The 18,946-nt window shown below is 60.0% G+C and carries 16 protein-coding genes and 1 tRNA gene; 11 read left to right on the top strand and 6 right to left on the bottom strand.

The window, feature by feature from the left end; translation table 11 throughout:
- Positions 1–1,356, top strand: coding sequence for a poly-beta-1,6-N-acetyl-D-glucosamine synthase (gene pgaC / locus J3D54_RS07315; RefSeq protein WP_253417314.1), 1,356 nt, complete (start codon positions 1–3; stop codon positions 1,354–1,356).
- Positions 1,353–1,880, top strand: a complete 528-nt coding sequence (gene pgaD / locus J3D54_RS07310; protein ID WP_253417313.1) for a poly-beta-1,6-N-acetyl-D-glucosamine biosynthesis protein PgaD — start codon at positions 1,353–1,355, stop codon at positions 1,878–1,880. The genes pgaC and pgaD overlap by 4 nt, the downstream gene beginning before the upstream one ends.
- Positions 1,881–1,903: 23 nt before the next feature.
- Here the strand turns inward: pgaD and J3D54_RS07305 are convergent, their stop codons facing one another.
- The gene (locus tag J3D54_RS07305; RefSeq protein ID WP_253417312.1) at positions 1,904–3,433 is read right to left on the bottom strand and encodes an apoptosis inducing factor family protein; all 1,530 of its coding nucleotides are present in this window, start codon (positions 3,431–3,433) and stop codon (positions 1,904–1,906) included.
- A 140-nt stretch (positions 3,434–3,573) separates the two neighbouring features.
- On the opposite strand from J3D54_RS07305, the gene J3D54_RS07300 reads away from it, so the two are divergent.
- The 5 genes from J3D54_RS07300 (at position 3,574) to J3D54_RS07280 (ending at position 7,452) form a co-directional block, all read left to right on the top strand.
- Positions 3,574–4,134 (top strand): YbhB/YbcL family Raf kinase inhibitor-like protein, encoded by a 561-nt coding sequence (locus J3D54_RS07300; RefSeq protein WP_253417311.1) that lies wholly within the window; start codon positions 3,574–3,576, stop codon positions 4,132–4,134.
- Positions 4,135–4,221: 87 nt separating this feature from the next.
- Complete coding sequence (locus J3D54_RS07295; protein WP_253417310.1) at positions 4,222–5,955, top strand: VWA domain-containing protein; 1,734 nt, start codon at positions 4,222–4,224, stop codon at positions 5,953–5,955.
- Between the two features lie 8 nt (positions 5,956–5,963).
- Positions 5,964–6,545 carry an RNA polymerase sigma factor gene (locus tag J3D54_RS07290; protein ID WP_253417309.1) on the top strand — a complete coding sequence of 194 codons (582 nt, stop codon included), beginning with the start codon at positions 5,964–5,966 and terminating at the stop codon, positions 6,543–6,545.
- Positions 6,542–7,162: a hypothetical protein gene (locus J3D54_RS07285; RefSeq protein WP_253417308.1), complete on the top strand. Its 621-nt coding sequence runs from the start codon at positions 6,542–6,544 to the stop codon at positions 7,160–7,162. Before J3D54_RS07290 ends, J3D54_RS07285 begins: the two co-directional genes overlap by 4 nt.
- A gap of 20 nt (positions 7,163–7,182) precedes the next feature.
- Entirely contained in the window at positions 7,183–7,452 is a 270-nt protein-coding gene (locus J3D54_RS07280) for a hypothetical protein (RefSeq protein ID WP_253417307.1), read from the top strand.
- A gap of 212 nt (positions 7,453–7,664) precedes the next feature.
- Here the strand turns inward: J3D54_RS07280 and J3D54_RS07275 are convergent, their stop codons facing one another.
- From J3D54_RS07275 to J3D54_RS07265, 3 genes are all read right to left on the bottom strand, one after another.
- Positions 7,665–7,895, bottom strand: coding sequence for a hypothetical protein (locus tag J3D54_RS07275; RefSeq protein ID WP_237886208.1), 231 nt, complete (start codon positions 7,893–7,895; stop codon positions 7,665–7,667).
- A 20-nt stretch (positions 7,896–7,915) separates the two neighbouring features.
- On the bottom strand, positions 7,916–9,199 hold the full coding sequence (locus J3D54_RS07270; RefSeq protein WP_253417306.1) for an S-type pyocin domain-containing protein: 1,284 nt from the start codon (positions 9,197–9,199) through the stop codon (positions 7,916–7,918).
- 165 nt (positions 9,200–9,364) lie between these two features.
- Positions 9,365–9,441: transfer RNA gene (locus J3D54_RS07265), tRNA-Arg, on the bottom strand.
- Positions 9,442–9,789: 348 nt separating this feature from the next.
- Between J3D54_RS07265 and gabD the strand changes: the two genes are divergently transcribed.
- The 3 genes from gabD (at position 9,790) to J3D54_RS07250 (ending at position 14,058) form a co-directional block, all read left to right on the top strand.
- The gene (gene gabD / locus J3D54_RS07260; RefSeq protein ID WP_019581696.1) at positions 9,790–11,232 is read left to right on the top strand and encodes an NADP-dependent succinate-semialdehyde dehydrogenase; all 1,443 of its coding nucleotides are present in this window, start codon (positions 9,790–9,792) and stop codon (positions 11,230–11,232) included.
- A gap of 198 nt (positions 11,233–11,430) precedes the next feature.
- The gene (gene gabT / locus J3D54_RS07255) at positions 11,431–12,708 is read left to right on the top strand and encodes a 4-aminobutyrate--2-oxoglutarate transaminase (protein ID WP_253417305.1); all 1,278 of its coding nucleotides are present in this window, start codon (positions 11,431–11,433) and stop codon (positions 12,706–12,708) included.
- A gap of 135 nt (positions 12,709–12,843) precedes the next feature.
- Positions 12,844–14,058, top strand: coding sequence for a response regulator (locus tag J3D54_RS07250; RefSeq protein ID WP_253417304.1), 1,215 nt, complete (start codon positions 12,844–12,846; stop codon positions 14,056–14,058).
- Positions 14,059–14,190: 132 nt separating this feature from the next.
- On the opposite strand, the gene J3D54_RS07245 is transcribed toward J3D54_RS07250, so the two are convergent.
- Entirely contained in the window at positions 14,191–15,180 is a 990-nt protein-coding gene (locus J3D54_RS07245; protein ID WP_253417303.1) for a sensor domain-containing diguanylate cyclase, read from the bottom strand.
- Between the two features lie 229 nt (positions 15,181–15,409).
- Positions 15,410–16,594, bottom strand: coding sequence for a delta-9 fatty acid desaturase DesA (desA, locus tag J3D54_RS07240; RefSeq protein ID WP_253417302.1), 1,185 nt, complete (start codon positions 16,592–16,594; stop codon positions 15,410–15,412).
- A gap of 148 nt (positions 16,595–16,742) precedes the next feature.
- Here desA and dibA point away from each other — a divergent pair, with 148 nt between their 5' ends.
- On the top strand, positions 16,743–18,662 hold the full coding sequence (dibA, locus tag J3D54_RS07235) for a phosphodiesterase DibA (protein ID WP_253417301.1): 1,920 nt from the start codon (positions 16,743–16,745) through the stop codon (positions 18,660–18,662).
- Positions 18,663–18,946 lie beyond the last annotated feature (284 nt).

Genomic DNA, 18,946 nt, shown 5'->3' with positions numbered 1-18,946 from the left:
ATGCTGGACAGACTTCTGGCCCTATTGGTTCTGGCGATCGTCCTTGGGGTTCCCCTCGGGCTGATCTTTCTGGTCACCGGGCAATTCCTGATGGACTTCGTGTTCTTCTACCCACTGTTCATGTCGGGGCTGTGGATCGCCGGCGGCCTGTATTTCTGGCTGCACTGGGAGCGGCACTGGCCGTGGCAGGACGACACCTTGCCGCCACCGCTGCCCGGCGAACCGCTGATCTCGATCCTGATCCCTTGCTACAACGAAGGCGATAACGCCGCCGATACCATCCATGCGGCGCTGGCCCAGCATTACCCGAACATCGAAGTGATCGCGATCAACGACGGCTCCAAGGACAACACCGCCGCGGTGCTTGACGCACTGGCGGCGCAGGATCCGCGTTTGCGAGTGCTGCACCTGGCGGAAAACCAGGGCAAAGCCGTTGCCCTGCGCATGGGGGCCATCGCGGCGCGCAGCGAGTACCTGGTGTGCATCGACGGCGATGCGCTGCTGGCGCCGAACACCGCGGCCTATCTGGTGGCGCCGATGCTCGACAACGCGCGACTGGGCGCGGTGACCGGCAACCCGCGCATCCGCACCCGTTCGACCTTGATCGGCCGGGTACAGGTTGGCGAGTTCTCCTCGATCATCGGCCTGATCAAGCGCACCCAGCGGGTGTTCGGGCGGATCTTTACCGTCTCCGGGGTGATCGTCGCCTTCCGTCGCACGGCCCTGAACCGGGTTGGCTACTGGAGCCCGGACATGATCACCGAAGACATCGACATCAGTTGGAAGCTGCAACTGGATCACTGGAGCATTTTCTACGAGCCCCGCGCGTTGTGCTGGATCCTCATGCCCGAAACCCTCGGCGGCCTGTGGAAGCAGCGCCTGCGCTGGGCCCAGGGCGGCGCCGAGGTGTTGTTCAAAAACATCCGGGGCATCTGGCAATACCGCCATCGTTATCTGTGGCCGCTGTTGTTCGAATACTGCCTGTCCACCGGTTGGGCCTTCACCTTCCTGTTGTCGGTGATCTTCTGGGGTGTCGGCAACTTCGTCGAAATGCCGCCCGCCATTGCCGTCCATCACCTGATGCCACCGGCCTTTACCGGGCTGTTGTTGGCGGTGGTCTGCCTGGTGCAATTCGCGGTCAGCATCATGATCGATCGCCGTTACGAAAAGGGGCTCGGCAGGACCATGTTCTGGGTGGTCTGGTACCCGCTGGTGTTCTGGTTCATCAGCCTGCTCACCACCTTGGTCAGCTTCCCCAAAGTGCTGTTCGGCCAACATCAGAAGCGCGCGCGCTGGGTCAGTCCGGACCGGGGCATCAAGCCGCTGGATGACGATGAAGAGGAGGTCATCAAATGAAAATCATCAGAACCCGGCAGCGGCCCTTTCTGGTCGTTCTCGATGTTTTCTTCACCGTGCTGGCCTGGATCGGGCTGCTGTATTTACTGGCGCGGGGTTTGTGGCCGTTGATCGATACCCATGACGGCCCGCGCATCGATGGATCATTTTTCGATGCCCTCGGCACATTGCAGATTTACTTATGGGTCGCGCTGGTGAACGCGGTGATCCTGATTGGCTGGGCGCGTTACCAACAACGCAAAAGCAAGAGCTTCGCCCAGCGCCGCTTGCCGGCGCCGGTGGTGGATGATCAAGGGCTCAGCAAAAGCTTCAAGCTGACCGGCGACGGGCTGGCGAAACTGCGCACGCCGGGTTCGATGACCATTCACAACAATCAGGACGGCGATGTCAGTCATGTTGTTACGCACTTCACCCCGGTGGACCCGTCCCAACTGCCGCCGCCTCTGGCGCCATTGGAACATCCGCTGGTGATCCGCCTGCCGGCCGAAGATGACGACAACCGCGAGCCGATGAGCCACGTCTGAGCCTGACGCGTTGAAGAGGTGTGTCAGGCAAAATCCCGAACCAGGCGCCACGCCTCGTCCATCGACAGCGGCTGTTTCATCCGTTCGGCGAGCATCGCCATGGCTCGTTCTTGATCGCAGGCAATGGCCGCCGCCACCACGCCGTTTTTGGCGAACAGACCAATAAACGGTGGATGCTCAGGGTCGCCTTTGAATTCAACCTCGTCCCAGGCTTCGGCGTGTCCGAGGTAGTCGTAGTTTTTGCCGAAGTGCCAGGTCCAGAAATACGGCACGTCGAGGTAGCGTTCGTCGCCGCCGAGCATATTCGCCGCTGCAATCCGCGCCTGCTGCTGGGCCAGGCGCCAGTGCTCGATCCGTTGGGGCTGGCCGTTGAGCGGGAAGGTCGCGATGTCGCCGACGGCCCAGAGCCCGTCGGTCACGCGCATTCCGCCGTCGACCTTCAATGACTGATCTTTTTCCTTCGGCAGATCGGTAAACGGGGTGGTTGCCGGGGTGACGCCAATGCCAACCAGCACCAGATCCGCCGGCAAGCGCTGACCGTTGTCCAGCAGCACCGCTTCGACTTTGCCTGTGCCTTCGATCTTCGCCGCTTCGCCATCAGTATGAAACACCACACCATTGGCCTCGTGCAGGGCGCGAATCGCCTTGCCGACGGCCTCGCCGAATTGCGCCTCGAAGGGGATGGCGTGGCGGGCCAGGACGGTGACGTCCAGGCCGTACTGACGCAGGGATGAAGCGGATTCCATTCCAATGAAACTGGCGCCGACAATCACTGCCCGTTGACCGGGTTTTGCGGTCATCAGAATCTTTTGCGCCTGCGCTTTTGAGCGCAGCACGAATACTTGCGGCAGGTCTGCGCCAGGCAGCGATAAGGGCTTGGGGATGCCGCCGGTGGCGATCACGGCGGCGTCATAGCTCAGCGATTGGCCATCGGCCAGGCGCAGCGTCCGGTTCGGTGCATCCAGGCCCATCACATCGCTGTTTATCCGTTCAATGCGCTGTTCACGATAAAAATCTTCATCGCGCAGCGGCGGAACTTCGTCCGGTGGCATTTCCCCGGCAATCACGAATTTGCTCAATACCGTACGGTCGTAACCGGCTTCAGGCTCACGGTCGATCAGCAACACCCGGCCGCCGAAGCCTTTCTCCCGCAGCGCCGCTGCACAGGCCGTACCCGCTGCACCGGCGCCGATAATCGCAAAGGTGCGTTTGTCGTCCGCCGGCGGGGTACTGGGGCTGGGCATCGGCTGGTCATCGACCCAGACCTCATCGTCGCGCAGCTCCAGCGGGTAGCGCCGCAAACTGTCCAGGGACGGTGGCTCGCACAGCGCGCCGTCTTCGAGCCGGTAAGCCGCTTTGTGCCACGGGCAGATCAGCCGGCCCTCACACAGCGCACCTTTGGCCAAGGGAGCCCCGGCGTGGGGACATCTACCCTGATAGGCGCGCAATTGATCGCCGACCCGCAGCAAGACGATTTTCATCTTGTCGATCCGGACCTCAAGGCCACGGTCGAGGGGCACATCGGCAAAACGGGCGACGCGGTGCAGTGCCATGATCGATCTCCAGGCAGGTGTTTCACTTAGGAGTTTGGTGCTTATTCACAGGTTCAGCCAATTCCCACTGCCACCGCACGAACGGTCCGGCTATAGTTTGCGTGCCGACGACGGCCCCACCCCGCACAAGGTGCTCCGGTATGACCCGATTGACCTCTTTGAACCCTTGGCTGGCGGCCGTTGCAGTCGCCCTTTGCGTGCAGTTACCGGCGCAGGCCCAGGAGCGTTTCACCCTCAGCATCCCCGGTGTTTCGGACAATCGGCTGTTCACGTCGGCGGAAGCCAGCGATGCCAGCGGTTGCGGCGGCAAGAATCAGTCCCCGGCCCTGAACTGGAGCGCCGGCCCCCCAGGCACCCTCAGCTATGCCATCGTCATGCACGACCCGGACGGCCAGAAAGGCCTGGGCGTCGATCACTGGATTCATTACGGCATCAAAGCCACGACGCGGCAGATTCCGGCCGGCGTCGGCGCCAAAGCCACCCTTGAAGGCGTGGGTGGCACCAACATCAAAGGCACCACTAACTACGTTGGCCCGTGCCCGCCCATCGGTGACAGCATCCATCACTACGTCATCCAGATCTACGCCCTGGACCTGGCGCCAGAAGCCTTGCCTGCCGGCCTGACCCGCGCGCAGCTGCTGGAGCAGATCAAAGGCCATGTGTTGAAGAACAGCAGCGTGGTGCGGCGTTATCACCGCTGAAGATTTTTCACGTCGGCTTAACCCGAACCCGGCGGGCTGTCCGTCTCAGAGGATGAATGAGTCAATTTCCTCCTGAGGTCAGCCCCCATGTCCCTCCCTCTGCATGTCCTCCGCCCGGCCGCCCAGGGTTTCGCCGCCGGGTTGCTGCTGGCCGTTGCCGGTTGCGGCGCTACATCCACGCCACCCTCCGAGACGGACAACCCGGCAGCGGTTGCGCCCCCGGCTCAAAATGCGCCGAAAACTGAAGCATTAGTGCGCGAATCGGCCATGGCGGACACCGCGATGGCCAAGCGCAGCGCACGACCGGGCCCGTTGGTCGCTTTGGCGCCAATGCCCGCCGGTGAAACTTATCCACAGGGCTACCGGGATGAACAGCGCGAGCAATATCAGGCGCTGGCCGATAACCCGATCCACAGCGTGACCGAGGCGCCAGTTTCGACCTTCAGCGCCGACGTCGATACCGGCGCATACGCCAATGTCCGGCGCTTGCTCAATCAGGGGCGTTTGCCTCCGGAAGGGGCGGTGCGGCTGGAAGAAATGGTCAATTACTTCCCCTACGAATACGCCTTGCCCACCGACGGCTCGCCATTCGGCGTGACCACCGAACTGGCGCCATCACCCTGGAACCCGCATACCCGGTTGCTGCACATCGGCATCAAGGCCTCCGACCGCACGGTGGCGGAGCTGGCCCCGGCGAACCTGGTGTTTCTGGTGGACGTGTCCGGCTCCATGGACCGTCGCGAAGGCTTGCCCCTGGTCAAAAGCACCCTGAAATTGCTGGTCGATCAACTGCGTGAACAGGACCGGGTTTCACTGGTGGTCTACGCTGGAGAATCCCGTGTGGTGCTGGAGCCGACTTCCGGACGGGAAAAAGCGAAAATTCGTACCGCCATCGAGCAATTGACGGCGGGCGGCTCGACCGCCGGCGCCTCAGGTATCGAACTGGCTTATCAAATGGCGCAACAGGCGTTTATCCCCAAAGGCATCAACCGCATCCTGCTGGCCACTGACGGTGACTTTAACGTCGGCATCAGCGACTTCGACAGCCTCAAGCAAATGGCTGTGGATAAACGCAAGACCGGCGTGTCCCTGACCACCCTGGGTTTTGGTGTGGATAACTACAATGAACACCTGATGGAACAACTAGCCGACGCGGGTGATGGCAACTACGCCTACATCGACAACCTGCGCGAGGCGCGCAAAGTGCTGGTGGATCAACTCGGCTCGACCCTGGCGGTGGTGGCGAAGAACGTGAAGTTGCAGGTGGAGTTCAACCCCGCTCAGGTCAGCGAATATCGGCTGTTGGGCTATGAGAATCGCGCTTTGAAGCGTGAGGATTTCAGCAACGACAAAGTCGACGCCGGAGAAATCGGCGCAGGGCATACGGTGACGGCGCTGTACGAAATTGCGCCCAAGGGCGAGAAGGGCTGGCTGGAACCGTTGCGCTACGGCAATTCCGGGGCAGAAGTTTCCGCCAAAAACGAGGAACTGGCGATGTTGCGGGTGCGTTATCAGTTGCCGGAAGGTGGGAGCAGTCGCTTGATTGAGCGGCCAGTACGAAGTGGTGATGCTGGCAAACTCTCGGCCGCCAGCGATGACCTGCGCTTTGCCGCCGCCGTCGCTGCGTTTTCCCAGCAGCTCAAGGACGGGCGTTACACCGGTGATTTCAGCCTGAAAGACACCGAAGCCCTGGCCCGTGGCGCACGGGGTGACGATCAGTTCGGCCTGCGCGGTGAGTTCGTGCAATTGGTGGAATTGGCGCAGAGCCTGCGAACCTCCACCGCCTCCAATCAACCGCCCAGCGACAACCGGATAGAGTGAAAGCTGACATGTCCGATCTAGCAATTAGCTCAACCGCCAGCAGCGACGAATCGCTGCTGGCGCGCTACCGCTCTGGTGAGGGGCCCGCGTTCGAAGTTTTGTACGCCCGCCACCGCCAGGGCCTGTATCGATTCCTTCTCGGCCTCAGCGGTAAACCCGAGCTGGCCGAAGAGGTCTATCAGGAAACCTGGCTGAGCCTGATCCGCAGCACCAGTCAGCCACAAGGCCGGGCGAACTTTCGCACGTGGCTCTACCAGATTGCCCGCAACCGCCTGATCGATCACTGGCGCAAACATGGCATTCACAACCCCTTGCACGACAGCTATGACGAACTGGCCCACGCCCTGATCGATAACGCAGCCGACCCCGAACAACTGCTGAGCTTGAGCCGTGACGGCCAGCGTCTCGAAGCCGCCCTGCAAACCCTGCCCGCCGACCAGCGCGAGGTGTTCCTGCTGCGCGCCCACGGCGACCTCGACCTGCCACAGATCGCCACCCTCACCGAAACCCCGCTGGAAACCGTTAAAAGCCGCTTGCGCTACGCCCAGCAAAAACTGCGTCGGCTGCTGGCCGAGGAGGTACTGACATGACTGACGCCAAACAAACACCGCCATCGCCCGACGATGAAGTGCTCAAGCATTTTCGTGACCACAGCAGCGGCGAACCGCCGGCGCATCTCGACGCCTTCATCCTCGCCACCGCACACCGCGAAGCCCCCACGCCGAAGCCGAACCTGTGGAAACGCTGGCTCCACGCCTGCCAACAACCCCGCTGGCAAGTGGCATTCGCCAGCCTCGTCGGCGTCGCGCTGATGCTGGCGCTGGTGCAACGCACGCCCGAGCAATTGCCGAGTTACGACTTCGCGCCTGCGCCGAAAGCCTCCGCACCGGCCGCCAAACCGGAGGCCGCGGCGCGCTCCCAGGATGAACCGACCGGCGCTATGTCCGCTCCCGCGCCGGCTGCGCCGATGGCGGAGTTTTCTGCACCGATGCAACGAGAGTCGATCAACAGCGAGATGGCTGACGAAGCCAAACTCAGCAAACGCGCCGCCGCGCCGGCTAAGTCGCTGGATGATCAATTACGGGAAGTGATACGCCTGCAAGACGCCGGTCAAACCCAAGCCGCCGAAGCGCTGATGACGACATTGCACAAGCGCTTTCCCAAGGAAAACCTTGCGGAAAAACTCAAGGATTTGCAGAAAAAATGAGCTGAACAGCGGTCGACGATTTGGCAACGACACCTGAAAGCGCGCACTATCGGCCTATAGCCGATGCGTTGGAGGATGCCGTGGCCCAAAAAATCGACCGCATCGCCCAAATGCTCAACTGCCCGGTGAAGGGTGAGGAATTACGGCGAGCAGTGACTGAGAGTCGTAAGGAGTTTCTTCTGGCGAAGCAGGCAGAAGATGATCTTGAGGAAGACGTTCTTGATGATGAGTTGATCGAGGACGAAGAAGACGATGATGAGTACGACGAGTTTGATTGGACAACAGAATGAAAAAACCGCTTTGGCGGTTTTTTGTCTTTAAGAAATGCTGTTTGACCTTGAGTCCATCTAGGCGTGTTTTACGCAACGGGTGTAGGGGGGCGGTAGCAGCAACGCCGCTGACTACCCAAGAAACTACCCAAGAAATTGCCCAAGACCTACCCAGAAAATATTGTGGGTTACGGCGATGAGCATCGGCAGCGAAAAACGCCGCATCTCCCGGCTTAAGCACTACAAGACAACTGAAAAATATAATCCGGACTGCCGAAGGTCTTGCCAGTCATGCTTTCAAGGCGACTTACCTGCTCAGACGATAGTTCGTATTCATAGATCGCATCCTCTGGCTCACTCCAGGCCATGAGCTCCGCTAATATATCGAACTGGTCGGCAGGTATCTCGATACTGAATGCCAGTTGTTCGGTTTTCTTGTCGAATGCAAGAATCTCATGCTGCATTTTTCGGGTTCCTCTCAAGATTACTTTGGCGTGAATCGACCCGGCTCGGCGTCTTTTGTGCGTTCTCCCGTGTCAGGGTCGAACTCTCCCAGATGCTTGCCTTGTTTGTCATACAGCTCAACCCGGCCGTTCTCATAATCCCACTCATAAATGCGCCCCTTACGGTCTTTCCAGCGTTTGCGTTTATGCCCGCCACCTTTGACCGAACTCTTTGAGGGGCTGAGCACTGCATCCGGAAAGGCCGTCAGCCCTTTGGGGGCAGGGTGATAGCTGTGATCCCCACCAATAGGCCGAGCAAACACCACGTACAGCGACTTCAACCCAGTGTCCACTGGAAACACCAGAATACAGTCGTCGGTGGTGATGTCTTCACCGGGGAGGCCTTCGATCTGACTGTCTGTGTTTTCCGGGATCGGGTGTACCAGGATAGTGCCGAGCTGTTCTCCGCTACTGTCGGGATAGATCAGCGGCGGCAATTCTCCTAGTGGCCCGCGCTGGGGCGTCCATAGAATAGTGATGCCATTGAGCTTGGCTTCCATGGCGGTTTTATCGGCGTTCCAGTTGGCCTGCACCGTGCGTACGGTGTCGTCGCCTGATGCGGTGGTGTGGATGCCGTAGATCTGTAATGCACCCTCAGCATCATGACGAAACTGAAAACGCACACGGGTAGGTGCATGGGTCATGCTGCGTAACTGAGTGTCGGTGTGGAGAGTGCCGTCGCCCATCTTGGTCGGGAGCATGCCCAGTATGAAAACACCGGCTGGCCCGCCCGCACCGCGTATTACCCAATTGAGACGCTGTTGCAGGATGCCGCCACCGGCCATGCGACCTAGTGCCAGATCGGCGCCGAGTGCGGTCGCTATGGCGGTACTGGCCGACGGAAAAAGCATGGCGCCCGCCACCATCACCTTGCCGAAGTTCGAAGCGGGCTCCGGGACGGTACCGGCGTCGGTGCTACACCAGTTATCGGGGATACAGGATTTGGCAAAGACCTGATCGTCGCGCGGCCTGGTCTGTGGCCATGGATCTTTTGGGGGGATGTAGACCGGTTCAGGCGCTGGCGCTGATCTCGCGATGAAGCCACTGCCCGAGCTGGCGAAGCGTTCCTTTACCAGCAGCAAATCACCCTTGCGGACGGCTTCGACAATTTCGCTGTCGCTGCTGATGCGGGAATGGCTCCCAAAATTAGCGAGTCCTTCGATGTTGTGGCGACCTCGCATCAGTGCGTCGTTCACCAATCGGGCAGCAGCGCTGGGGCTTTCGGTTTGTTCGAGGCCCTTGTCGGCATTCCTTATCAAACGCATGGCGTTCCCTTTGGTTAAGTCCTCGGGGAGGCATTCTGGAGAGCGTGAAGCGCGCTAGGAAAAAAATAGTTTTGCGGCATTTGTCCGAGCTGGCTGTGCGCCCTGAGACAACACCCACAAAAAAGCCCCAGACCCAACGGCCTGAGGCTTTCTCGTTTCTACAGATGGTGCACCAGGCGGGATTCGAACCCACGACCCCTGCCTTCGGAGGGCAGTACTCTATCCAGCTGAGCTACTGGTGCAATGCGGGCGCCATGATACTCATATGCGTTGCGGGCGTCCATGCTGCTGAATCGTCTGCGTTTTTCCAAAGCGTAACCTACGATTGCTACGCTGATCCGAAAAAATAGGCAAATGCGGCGTTTTCGTTCTTTTTTTCGAACAGCCTATTGTCCTTTACCCCCTTTGATCCTAGGATTCGTTTGAGATTTCAAACGCTCTTGTCTGGGTGCTGAACCGCACGAGTTCGTTCCGTGCGCTATTTATGTGCTTCAGCCCGGTGAATGATTTCCCTGACGGCAGCCTATAAGGCGCCTTTCTACAATCATAATTCGCTCCGCGCCTGCGCGGTGCTGTTAAGGAAAGCCGACATGCAGCTTAAAGACACCCAGTTGTTCCGCCAGCAAGCCTTTATCGATGGCGCTTGGGTTGATGCGGACAACGGTCAGACGATCAAGGTCAACAACCCGGCAACGGGCGAAATTCTGGGCACTGTGCCGAAAATGGGCGCTGCCGAAACCCGCCGTGCGATCGAAGCCGCTGATAAAGCGCTGCCGGCCTGGCGTGCACTGACCGCCAAGGAGCGCGCGAACAAGCTGCGTCGCTGGTTTGAGCTGATCATCGAGAATCAGGACGACCTGGCTCGCCTGATGACTCTGGAACAAGGCAAGCCATTGGCTGAAGCCAAGGGCGAAATCGTTTACGCCGCTTCCTTTATCGAGTGGTTCGCTGAAGAAGCCAAGCGCGTCTACGGTGACGTGATTCCGGGCCACCAGCCAGACAAGCGCCTGATCGTGATCAAGCAGCCGATCGGCGTGACCGCGGCGATTACTCCGTGGAACTTCCCGGCCGCGATGATCACCCGTAAAGCCGGCCCGGCCTTGGCCGCCGGTTGCACCATGGTGCTCAAGCCTGCTTCGCAAACTCCGTTCTCTGCATTCGCCCTGGCTGAACTGGCTCAGCGTGCGGGTATTCCGAACGGCGTGTTCAGTGTGGTGACCGGCAGCGCCGGCGACATCGGCAGCGAGCTGACCGGCAACCCGATCGTGCGCAAACTGTCGTTCACCGGCTCGACCGAAATCGGTCGTCAGTTGATGACCGAGTGCGCCAAGGACATCAAGAAAGTCTCGCTGGAACTGGGCGGCAACGCGCCGTTCATCGTGTTCGACGACGCGGACCTGGATAAGGCCGTCGAAGGCGCGATCATTTCCAAATACCGCAACAACGGCCAGACCTGCGTCTGCGCCAACCGCCTGTACATTCAAGATTCGGTGTACGACGCGTTCGCCGAAAAACTGAAAGTGGCCGTGGCCAAACTCAAGATCGGCAACGGTCTGGAAGACGGCACCACCACTGGCCCGCTGATCGACGAAAAAGCCGTGGCCAAGGTTCAAGAGCACATTGCTGACGCCGTCGGCAAAGGCGCCACCGTGCTGGCGGGCGGCAAGAGCATGCAAGGCAACTTCTTCGAGCCGACCATCCTGACCAACGTGCCGAACAACGCGGCCGTGGCCAAGGAAGAAACCTTCGGTCCATTGGCGCCACTGTTCCGTTTCAAAGACGAAGCCGATGTGATCGCGATGTCCAACGACACCGAATTCGGCTTGGCCTCGTACTTCTATGCGCGTGACCTGGGCCGTGTGTTCCGTGTGGCTGAAGCCCTGGAATACGGCATGGTCGGCGTTAACACCGGGTTGATCTCCAACGAAGTCGCACCGTTCGGCGGCATCAAGGCGTCGGGCCTGGGCCGTGAAGGCTCCAAGTACGGCATCGAAGATTACCTGGAAATCAAATACCTCTGCCTGGGCATCTAAGCTCCGAAGACATAAGCCCGGCAAGGCATTGCTTCAAGCGCAAAGGGCACGAGAGCGCTGTCCCTTTGCGCGCTTCAAACGGAATTTTCTCTGCGGCCGGGAACGCTGTGGCAGTCGATCATCGCATGCTGCCGTAGTTGCTTCCCCGCCGCTTAATCCTTGAACCACGCCGACCGATGAGCGGCGAATGAGGAATGTATGAGCAAGACTAACGCTGAGTTGATGGCCCGCCGCACCGCTGCTGTACCGCGTGGTGTTGGCCAGATTCACCCGATCTTCGCCGACCACGCGAAGAACGCTACCGTGACCGACGTTGAAGGTCGCGAGTTCATCGATTTCGCCGGCGGTATCGCCGTGCTGAACACCGGTCACGTGCACCCGAAAATCATCGCCGCCGTCACCGAGCAGTTGAACAAGTTGACCCACACCTGCTTCCAGGTTCTGGCCTACGAGCCGTACGTGCAAGTGTGCGAAAAAATCAACGCCAAGGTGCCGGGTGATTTCGCCAAGAAAACCCTGCTGGTGACCACCGGCTCCGAAGCCGTGGAAAACGCCGTGAAAATCGCCCGCGCCGCCACTGGCCGTGCCGGCGTGATTGCGTTCACCGGCGCTTACCACGGTCGCACCATGATGACCTTGGGCCTGACCGGTAAAGTCGTGCCTTACTCGGCCGGCATGGGCCTGATGCCAGGCGGCATCTTCCGCGCGCTGTACCCGAACGAGCTGCACGGTGTGAGCATCGACGATTCGATCGCCAGCATCGAGCGCATCTTCAAGAACGACGCCGAGCCGCGTGACATCGCCGCGATCATCATCGAGCCGGTGCAGGGTGAAGGCGGTTTCTACGTCGCGCCGAAAGAATTCATGAAGCGTCTGCGTGCCCTGTGCGACCAGCACGGCATCCTGTTGATCGCCGACGAAGTACAGACGGGCGCTGGCCGTACCGGCACCTTCTTCGCCATGGAACAGATGGGCGTTGCCGCCGACCTGACCACCTTCGCCAAATCCATCGCTGGCGGGTTCCCGCTGGCCGGTGTGTGCGGTAAGGCCGAATACATGGACGCCATCGCTCCAGGCGGCCTGGGCGGCACTTATGCCGGTAGCCCGATCGCTTGCGCTGCGGCCCTGGCCGTGATGGAAGTGTTCGAAGAAGAGCACCTGCTGGATCGCTGCAAAGCGGTTGGCGAACGTCTGGTGACCGGCCTGAAAGCCATTCAGGCCAAATACCCAGTGATCGGCGACGTGCGTGCCCTGGGCGCAATGATCGCCGTCGAGCTGTTCGAAAACGGCGACAGCCACAAGCCGAACCCTGCTGCTGTAGCCGCCGTTGTGGCCAAGGCTCGCGACAAGGGTCTGATCTTGCTGTCGTGCGGCACCTACGGCAACGTTCTGCGCGTGCTGGTACCGCTGACCGCGCCGGACGAGCTACTGGACAAAGGCCTGGCGATCATCGAAGAGTGCTTCGCCGAGCTCTGATCCGTTTGTGAACTGATCGACAAAAAACCCGCTTCGGCGGGTTTTTTTATGCCACTTGAAACACATCAGGGCAATTGCGCTGTATCGAATGGCCATCATTGACTAAGGTGCAAGCATTGCCGTTGGAGTGTGCAGATGACTGTTGTGGTGTTACCCGCTGTGCCGCGTGTGCTGATTGCCGAGGCTGACCCTTGGTCCCGCGACTTGCTTAAGCAGGTGTTGTTGAATGTGCGCTGCGACGCACGGCTGGACGTGTGTGCCGATGGCCAGGAGGCCTTGAAGCTGTTGGCGGAAAATCCTTATGACCTGGTGATCGTCGACTGGGAGTTGCCCGGCGTCGATGGCCTGAATGTGTTGCGCAGTGTTCGTCAGCGCCAACGTAATCCGCCGCTGCCCTTCATTCTGATGAGCAGCCGCAACGACAGCGCCAGCGTGCGTGAGGTCTTGCCCCTGGCGCCCACGGCGTACCTGACCAAACCCCTGAACATGGAAAACCTGACCCAGCGCCTGCAGGATTTGCTGCTGAACGCGGGTGAAGAGGTATCTTGCGAAGTGCCCTCGCTGGCGCCGGGCATGACCTTGTCGGTGTACCTGGAGCGGCGGCGTGAACTGGCGGACGGTGCGCCGCTGATGACCGATGTGCAGGTGGCGATCAAACGTGGCCTCAATCCCGATGGCCTCGATCTGACGCGGCTTGAAGACGAAGTCCGCACCGACCCGCAAATCACCGCGGTCCTGATTGCCGCCGCCAATAGCGCGGCCCAGCATCATGGCGCGGCTGTGCAAACCCTGGCCCAGGCGCTGCATCGCTTGGGCACCGCGCAAAGCATGAACCTGATTCTGGGTCTCGCTCTCAAGCGCAGCGCCCGACTCAGCGATCCGCAACTGGCGGACTATGCCGAGCGTTATTGGGAATTGTCCCTGCACACCGCCGAATACGCGCGGACGCTGGCGCGCTTGCTGGATCTGGATCAGGAGCGTTGTTATTGCGCAGGCATGCTGCATCGCCTCGGCGACTTGGCGTTGCTGCGCTGTTTGCAGGAGTGGAAGCAGGCCGGCGGTGAGCTGGATGAATGGGAGGAAGTCGGCGATGCCCTGGCTGAATTCGGCGCGGCCTACGGTTCGGCGCTGCGCACCCGCTGGCGCCTGCCGCTGGAGCTGCGTGAGCTGATTGCGGCGGTTTATCAGCTCGGCGGCGGGGTTTACTCCCGCGAAGCGCTGGTGATGAACATGGCCGCGCAACTGGCGCGCCTGACCGAGCATGAAGGGATCGAGGCGTTGTCCAAGAGCCGCACGGCGCGGTTGCTCAAGATTGGCTTGCCGGAGTTGATGCGTTTGCGCAAAAAATAGGCTTTACGCAATACCTGTGGGAGCGGGCTTGCCCGCGATGAGGGGCTGACATGCAGCATCAATGTAGGCTGATAGTCCGCTATCGCGGGCAAGCCCGCTCCCACAAGTTTTGTGTTGAGTTTTGATTCGAACTCAGTCAGAGATTATCCGGTTCTTGCCCTGGCGCTTGGCCTGGTACATCGCCGCATCGGCGCGGGCGAACAGACTGTCGAGGTTTTCATCCTCAGGCATGAGGCTGCTCAGGCCCTGGCTGACGGTGATGCCGAACGTCTGGTCGTCATGGCTGAAACTCAACCGCTGAATCTCCCGTTGCAGGCGTTCGGCCACTTGCATGGCCATGTCCGGTGCACAGCCGGGGAATACGGCGGCGAATTCCTCACCGCCAATCCGCCCGAACAGATCACCGCGCCGCAGGGCCGCACGACCGCTCTCGGCGATGCGTTGCAGTACCTTATCGCCTTCCGGATGTCCGTAGGTGTCGTTGATCACTTTAAAGTCATCGATGTCCAGCAGCAGGAAGGCCAGCGGCTTGCCTTGCTGGCGCGCCTGCTCGAATTCGCGATTGGCGCATTCGAAGAAGTGTCGGCGGTTGCTGCTTTGGGTCAGTACGTCGGTGGTGGCCAGGCGGTGCAGTTCGGTTTCCATTTGCTTCTTTTCGGTGATGTCTTCGGCAATGCCGACGATGATTATCGGTTGGCCCGGCTCGGCGTGACGGTTGATGAAGCACTTGTCGCTGAGCCAGCGCACCTGGCCGTCGGCCGCGATGATGCGGTACTCGCGGTCTTCAACAGCGCCGTTGACCAGCACCTGCGCCAGGCTGTGCTCGGCATAGTCCAGATCGTCGGGATAAACACTGTCGCGCCAGTGGTTGTAGTCGGACAGCAACAAACCGGCAGGGCGGCCGAAGATACGGTCATAGGCCGGGCTGACGTAGAGCACCTGACGTGTTTTCCAGTTGAATGCCCAAAGCACGGCGTTGACGCTGACCAGCAGGGAGCTGAACAGCTGTTCGCGTTCACTCAGGCGCGCCACTTCACCTTGCGCATGCATCAGCGCCATCAGCGTTTGCGCGGCCTCGGGCCACTGTGGAAGGGACGTGTCTTGTAGGTTTTTATTGACCATCGGCACAAATCTCAAGGGCGTGCCGCTATTTCGACAGCGGCCAACACAAAGCCCGCCGGGATGGCGAAGTGTCTTTGAGATTGGGGATTTGGGACGAAGTTCCCGCTTTATGTGGCGAGGGCACTTGCTCCCGCTGGGCGGTACTGGCGACGCGTTTTTTTAAGTTAAAACGCGTCATCAGGTATTGCGGCGGTTGCGCAGCCGAATGGGGGCAAGCCCCTAGCCACAATCAGGCAGCGGCAGGGCGCAGGGAGTAGGTTTTCAGTTGGTCGGCGAAGTCGCGCAGGGATTGAATCCCGCTGGCCTCGGCCTCGTGCACCCAATCCTTGATGGCGGCCAGCATGTCGTGACCATTTGAGCTGGTCTTGACCCAGATCTGCTGTAGGGCCAGGCGTTTCTCGTAAATTACCTTCAGCGCCTGACTGTGTTCGAGCATGGTCTGGATGCGCATGTGGTGCTTGTCGTCCAGCAGGCTGGTTTCCCGCGAAAGCAGGCGTTTGGCCCGGTGGAACTGGTGACGGACCGAGTGATCGACCTTTTCCAGCTCTTGCTTGACCAGCGGCGCGATCACCAGCTTGCGGTACTGGGCCATGATCTGGAAGCGGTTGTTGAGGATCGCCATGGCGGTGTCCATGTCCAGGCTACCTTTGCCTTCGACACGGTGGGCGATCGGCGCCACTCGCTGGACCTTGGCCAGACGCAGAAAGCTGAAGACCTGGATCCAGGCCCAGCCGAGGTCGAATTCCCACTTCTTCACCGAGAGTTTGGCCGAGTTAGGGTAGGTGTGATGGTTGTTGTGCAGTTCTTCGCCGCCGATCAGGATGCCCCAGGGCACCAGATTGGTCGCCGCATCGCGGCATTCGAAGTTGCGGTAGCCGATGGCATGGCCCAGGCCATTGACCACGCCGGCGGCCCAGACCGGGATCCACATCATCTGGATGGCCCAGATGGTGATGCCGATGGTGCCGAACAGCAGCAGGTCGATGACGCCCATGAATGCCACGCCCAGCAGCGGGAAGCGGCTGTAGAGGTTGCGTTCGATCCAGTCTTCGGGGCAGTTCTTGCCGTAGATGCGTAGGGTCTCGGGGTTTTCCGCTTCGGCGCGGTACAGCTCGGCGCCTTTGCGTAGAACGGTGGACAACCCTTTGATGACCGGGCTGTGCGGGTCATCGGCGGTTTCGCATTTGGCGTGATGCTTGCGGTGGATAGCGGTCCACTCGCGGGTGTTCTGCGCCGTGGTCAGCCACAGCCAGAAGCGGAAGAAATGTTTCAGGCCGGCATTGAGCTCAAGCGAGCGATGGGCTGAATAGCGATGCAGATAAACTGTGACGCCGACGATCGTGACATGGGTCATCAGCAGGGTGACTGCCACTAGTGACCAGGGCGATAAGCCAAGAAAACCTTCGTACCACATAGCCTATAGGACCCTCGATAAAGAAAAAAACAGCCGTTGCATTATCACTTAGCCCACAGATAAAACCAGTCGCCCTTTCAGATAAGAGTGGCCGGATGTTTCTTTAAACTATAATTCCAGCCTTTTGTGTTGGGACATGGAAGCTCGAATGTCAGCCACATATCGTGATGCCTTGCGTGCAGCGTTGCTTTACTTGGTGCTTTCCGTCGTCTGGCTGCAGTTCAGTGGTTATTTATTGAACAGTTTCTTCGATAACTCCACCGACCTGCTGCGCTGGCAACTGATCAACGGTTATGCCTGGGTGGCCTTCAGTGCCGGGCTGATTTTCATTGCACGGGCACGGTTGTTTCGTTGCCTGGGCGTCGGCGCCAAATTGCGTGAGCGCACTGCCGACCGGGAGCGTTTGCGACAAGCGGCCGCGGTGTTCGATTGCACTCGCGAAGGGGTGCTGGTCACCAATAGCAAGGGGCTGATCGTCCATGTAAACCGTGCATTCATGGAAATCACCGGCTACCAGTATGAGGAAGTGTTGGGCCAGCGACCGAGCATGTTCAAGTCGGGCCATCACCCGCCGGGTTTCTACCAGGCGATGTTCGCGACACTCGACAGCCTCGGCGAGTGGAGCGGGGAAATCTGGAATCGTCGCAAAAGTGGCGAGATTTACCCGCAATGGCAGACGATCCGCCTCGTTCACGACGAGGAGGGACGGCGCAGCCAGTACGTTGCGGTGTTTTCCGACATTAGCGCGATCAAGAACTCCGAGCATGAACTGACGCACCTGGCGCACCACGACCCGCTGACCGATCTGCCCAATCGCCTGCTGTTTACCGACCGTGCCGGGCAGGCCGTGGCCTCGGCGCAGGCTCATAAGCGCGGTTGTGCGTTGCTGATGATCGACCTGGATCACTTCAAATTGATCAACGACAGTCTCGGTCACAGTGTCGGGGATCAACTGCTCAAGGGCGTGGCCGAGCGGCTGAACACCTTGTTCGGCCCGGGCATCACCCTGGCGCGGCTCAGTGGCGACGAATTTGCCCTATTGGCTGAAAATTGCCCGCAACCGGGGCATGCCGCGGCGCTGGCCCAGCGGGTCATCGATGGTCTCAAGGAGCGGTTTCTGATTGACCGGCATTCGTTGTTCATCAACGCCAGTGTCGGCATCAGCCTGTTCCCCAGCGATGCGTTGAGCGCCGAGCAACTGTTGCGCAATGCCGACTCGGCACTGTTCAAGGCCAAGAGCGCCGGTCGCGACGGTTATGCCCTGTACACCGAAGAGCTGACTGCCCATGCCCAGCAACGTGTAGAAATTGCCTTCGAATTGCGCCGAGCGCTGGAGCAGCAGGAGTTGCGGGTTTATTACCAACCCGTGCACGACCTCAAAACCAGCCGTCTGATCGGCGTCGAGGCCCTGGTGCGCTGGGAGCATCCACAGCGCGGGCTGGTGTCGCCGGCTGAATTCATTCCCATTGCCGAGCGCACCGGGCTGATTGCCGAGATCGATGCCTGGGTCATGTGCCAGGCCTGTCAGCAAATGTGTCAATGGCAAGCGGCGGGCGTGGTGTTGTCGTTTGTCGCGGTGAACGTTTCTTCGCGCCTGTTCGCTCGCCGTGAGTTGTACCAGCAGGTGGCTCAGGTGCTGCACGACACCGGGCTGGATCCGGCGTATCTGGAGCTGGAAGTCACCGAAAGCGCGGTGATGGAGGACCCGGAAGTGGCGCTGGAGCAGATGCACCGCTTGCGTGAGTTAGGCGTGCGGCTGGCCATCGATGACTTCGGCACGGGTTATTCGTCGTTGCTGCGACTCAAGCGTTTGCCGGTGCAAAAGCTCAAGATCGATCAGGGATTTGTCGCAGGCTTGCCGGGTGATGAGGATGATGCGGCAATCGCACGGGTGATCATTGCGCTGGCGCAAAGCATGGGAATGCAGGTGCATGCCGAGGGGATCGAGCAGGTTGAGCAGGCGGGTTTCCTGATCGAGCACGATTGCGATCTGGGGCAGGGGTACTGGTTTGGGCGGCCCGTGCCGGCGGCTTCATTGAATTGGGCTCGTGCGCCGTTGATTGGATGAGCGCCTGACCTTCTTGTGGCGAGAAGGTTAGTTGTGGCGAGGGGGCTTGCCCCCGTTGGGGCGCATCGCGGCCCCAAATCTTTGCGTCTGCTACGCAGCCGAACGGGGCGGTGCGGCGTTCCGACAAGCCCCCTCGCCACAGGATTTGCGCGCCCCTGAAAGTAGTAGAACCCCCTGCAAATCCCTGCGCCATCAAATAATGTGTTTTGGTTATATAAACATTCTTAAATAGTCTTTTTAAGAATATCTGCGCCTATCTACTATTGCTCTCACGCCGTACGCAG

Source organism: Pseudomonas sp. GGS8 (assembly GCF_024168645.1).
Classification (GTDB): Bacteria; Pseudomonadota; Gammaproteobacteria; order Pseudomonadales; family Pseudomonadaceae; genus Aquipseudomonas.
Note: the sequence above shows the minus strand (reverse complement) of the source record. Positions and strands in the feature narration are given on the sequence as shown.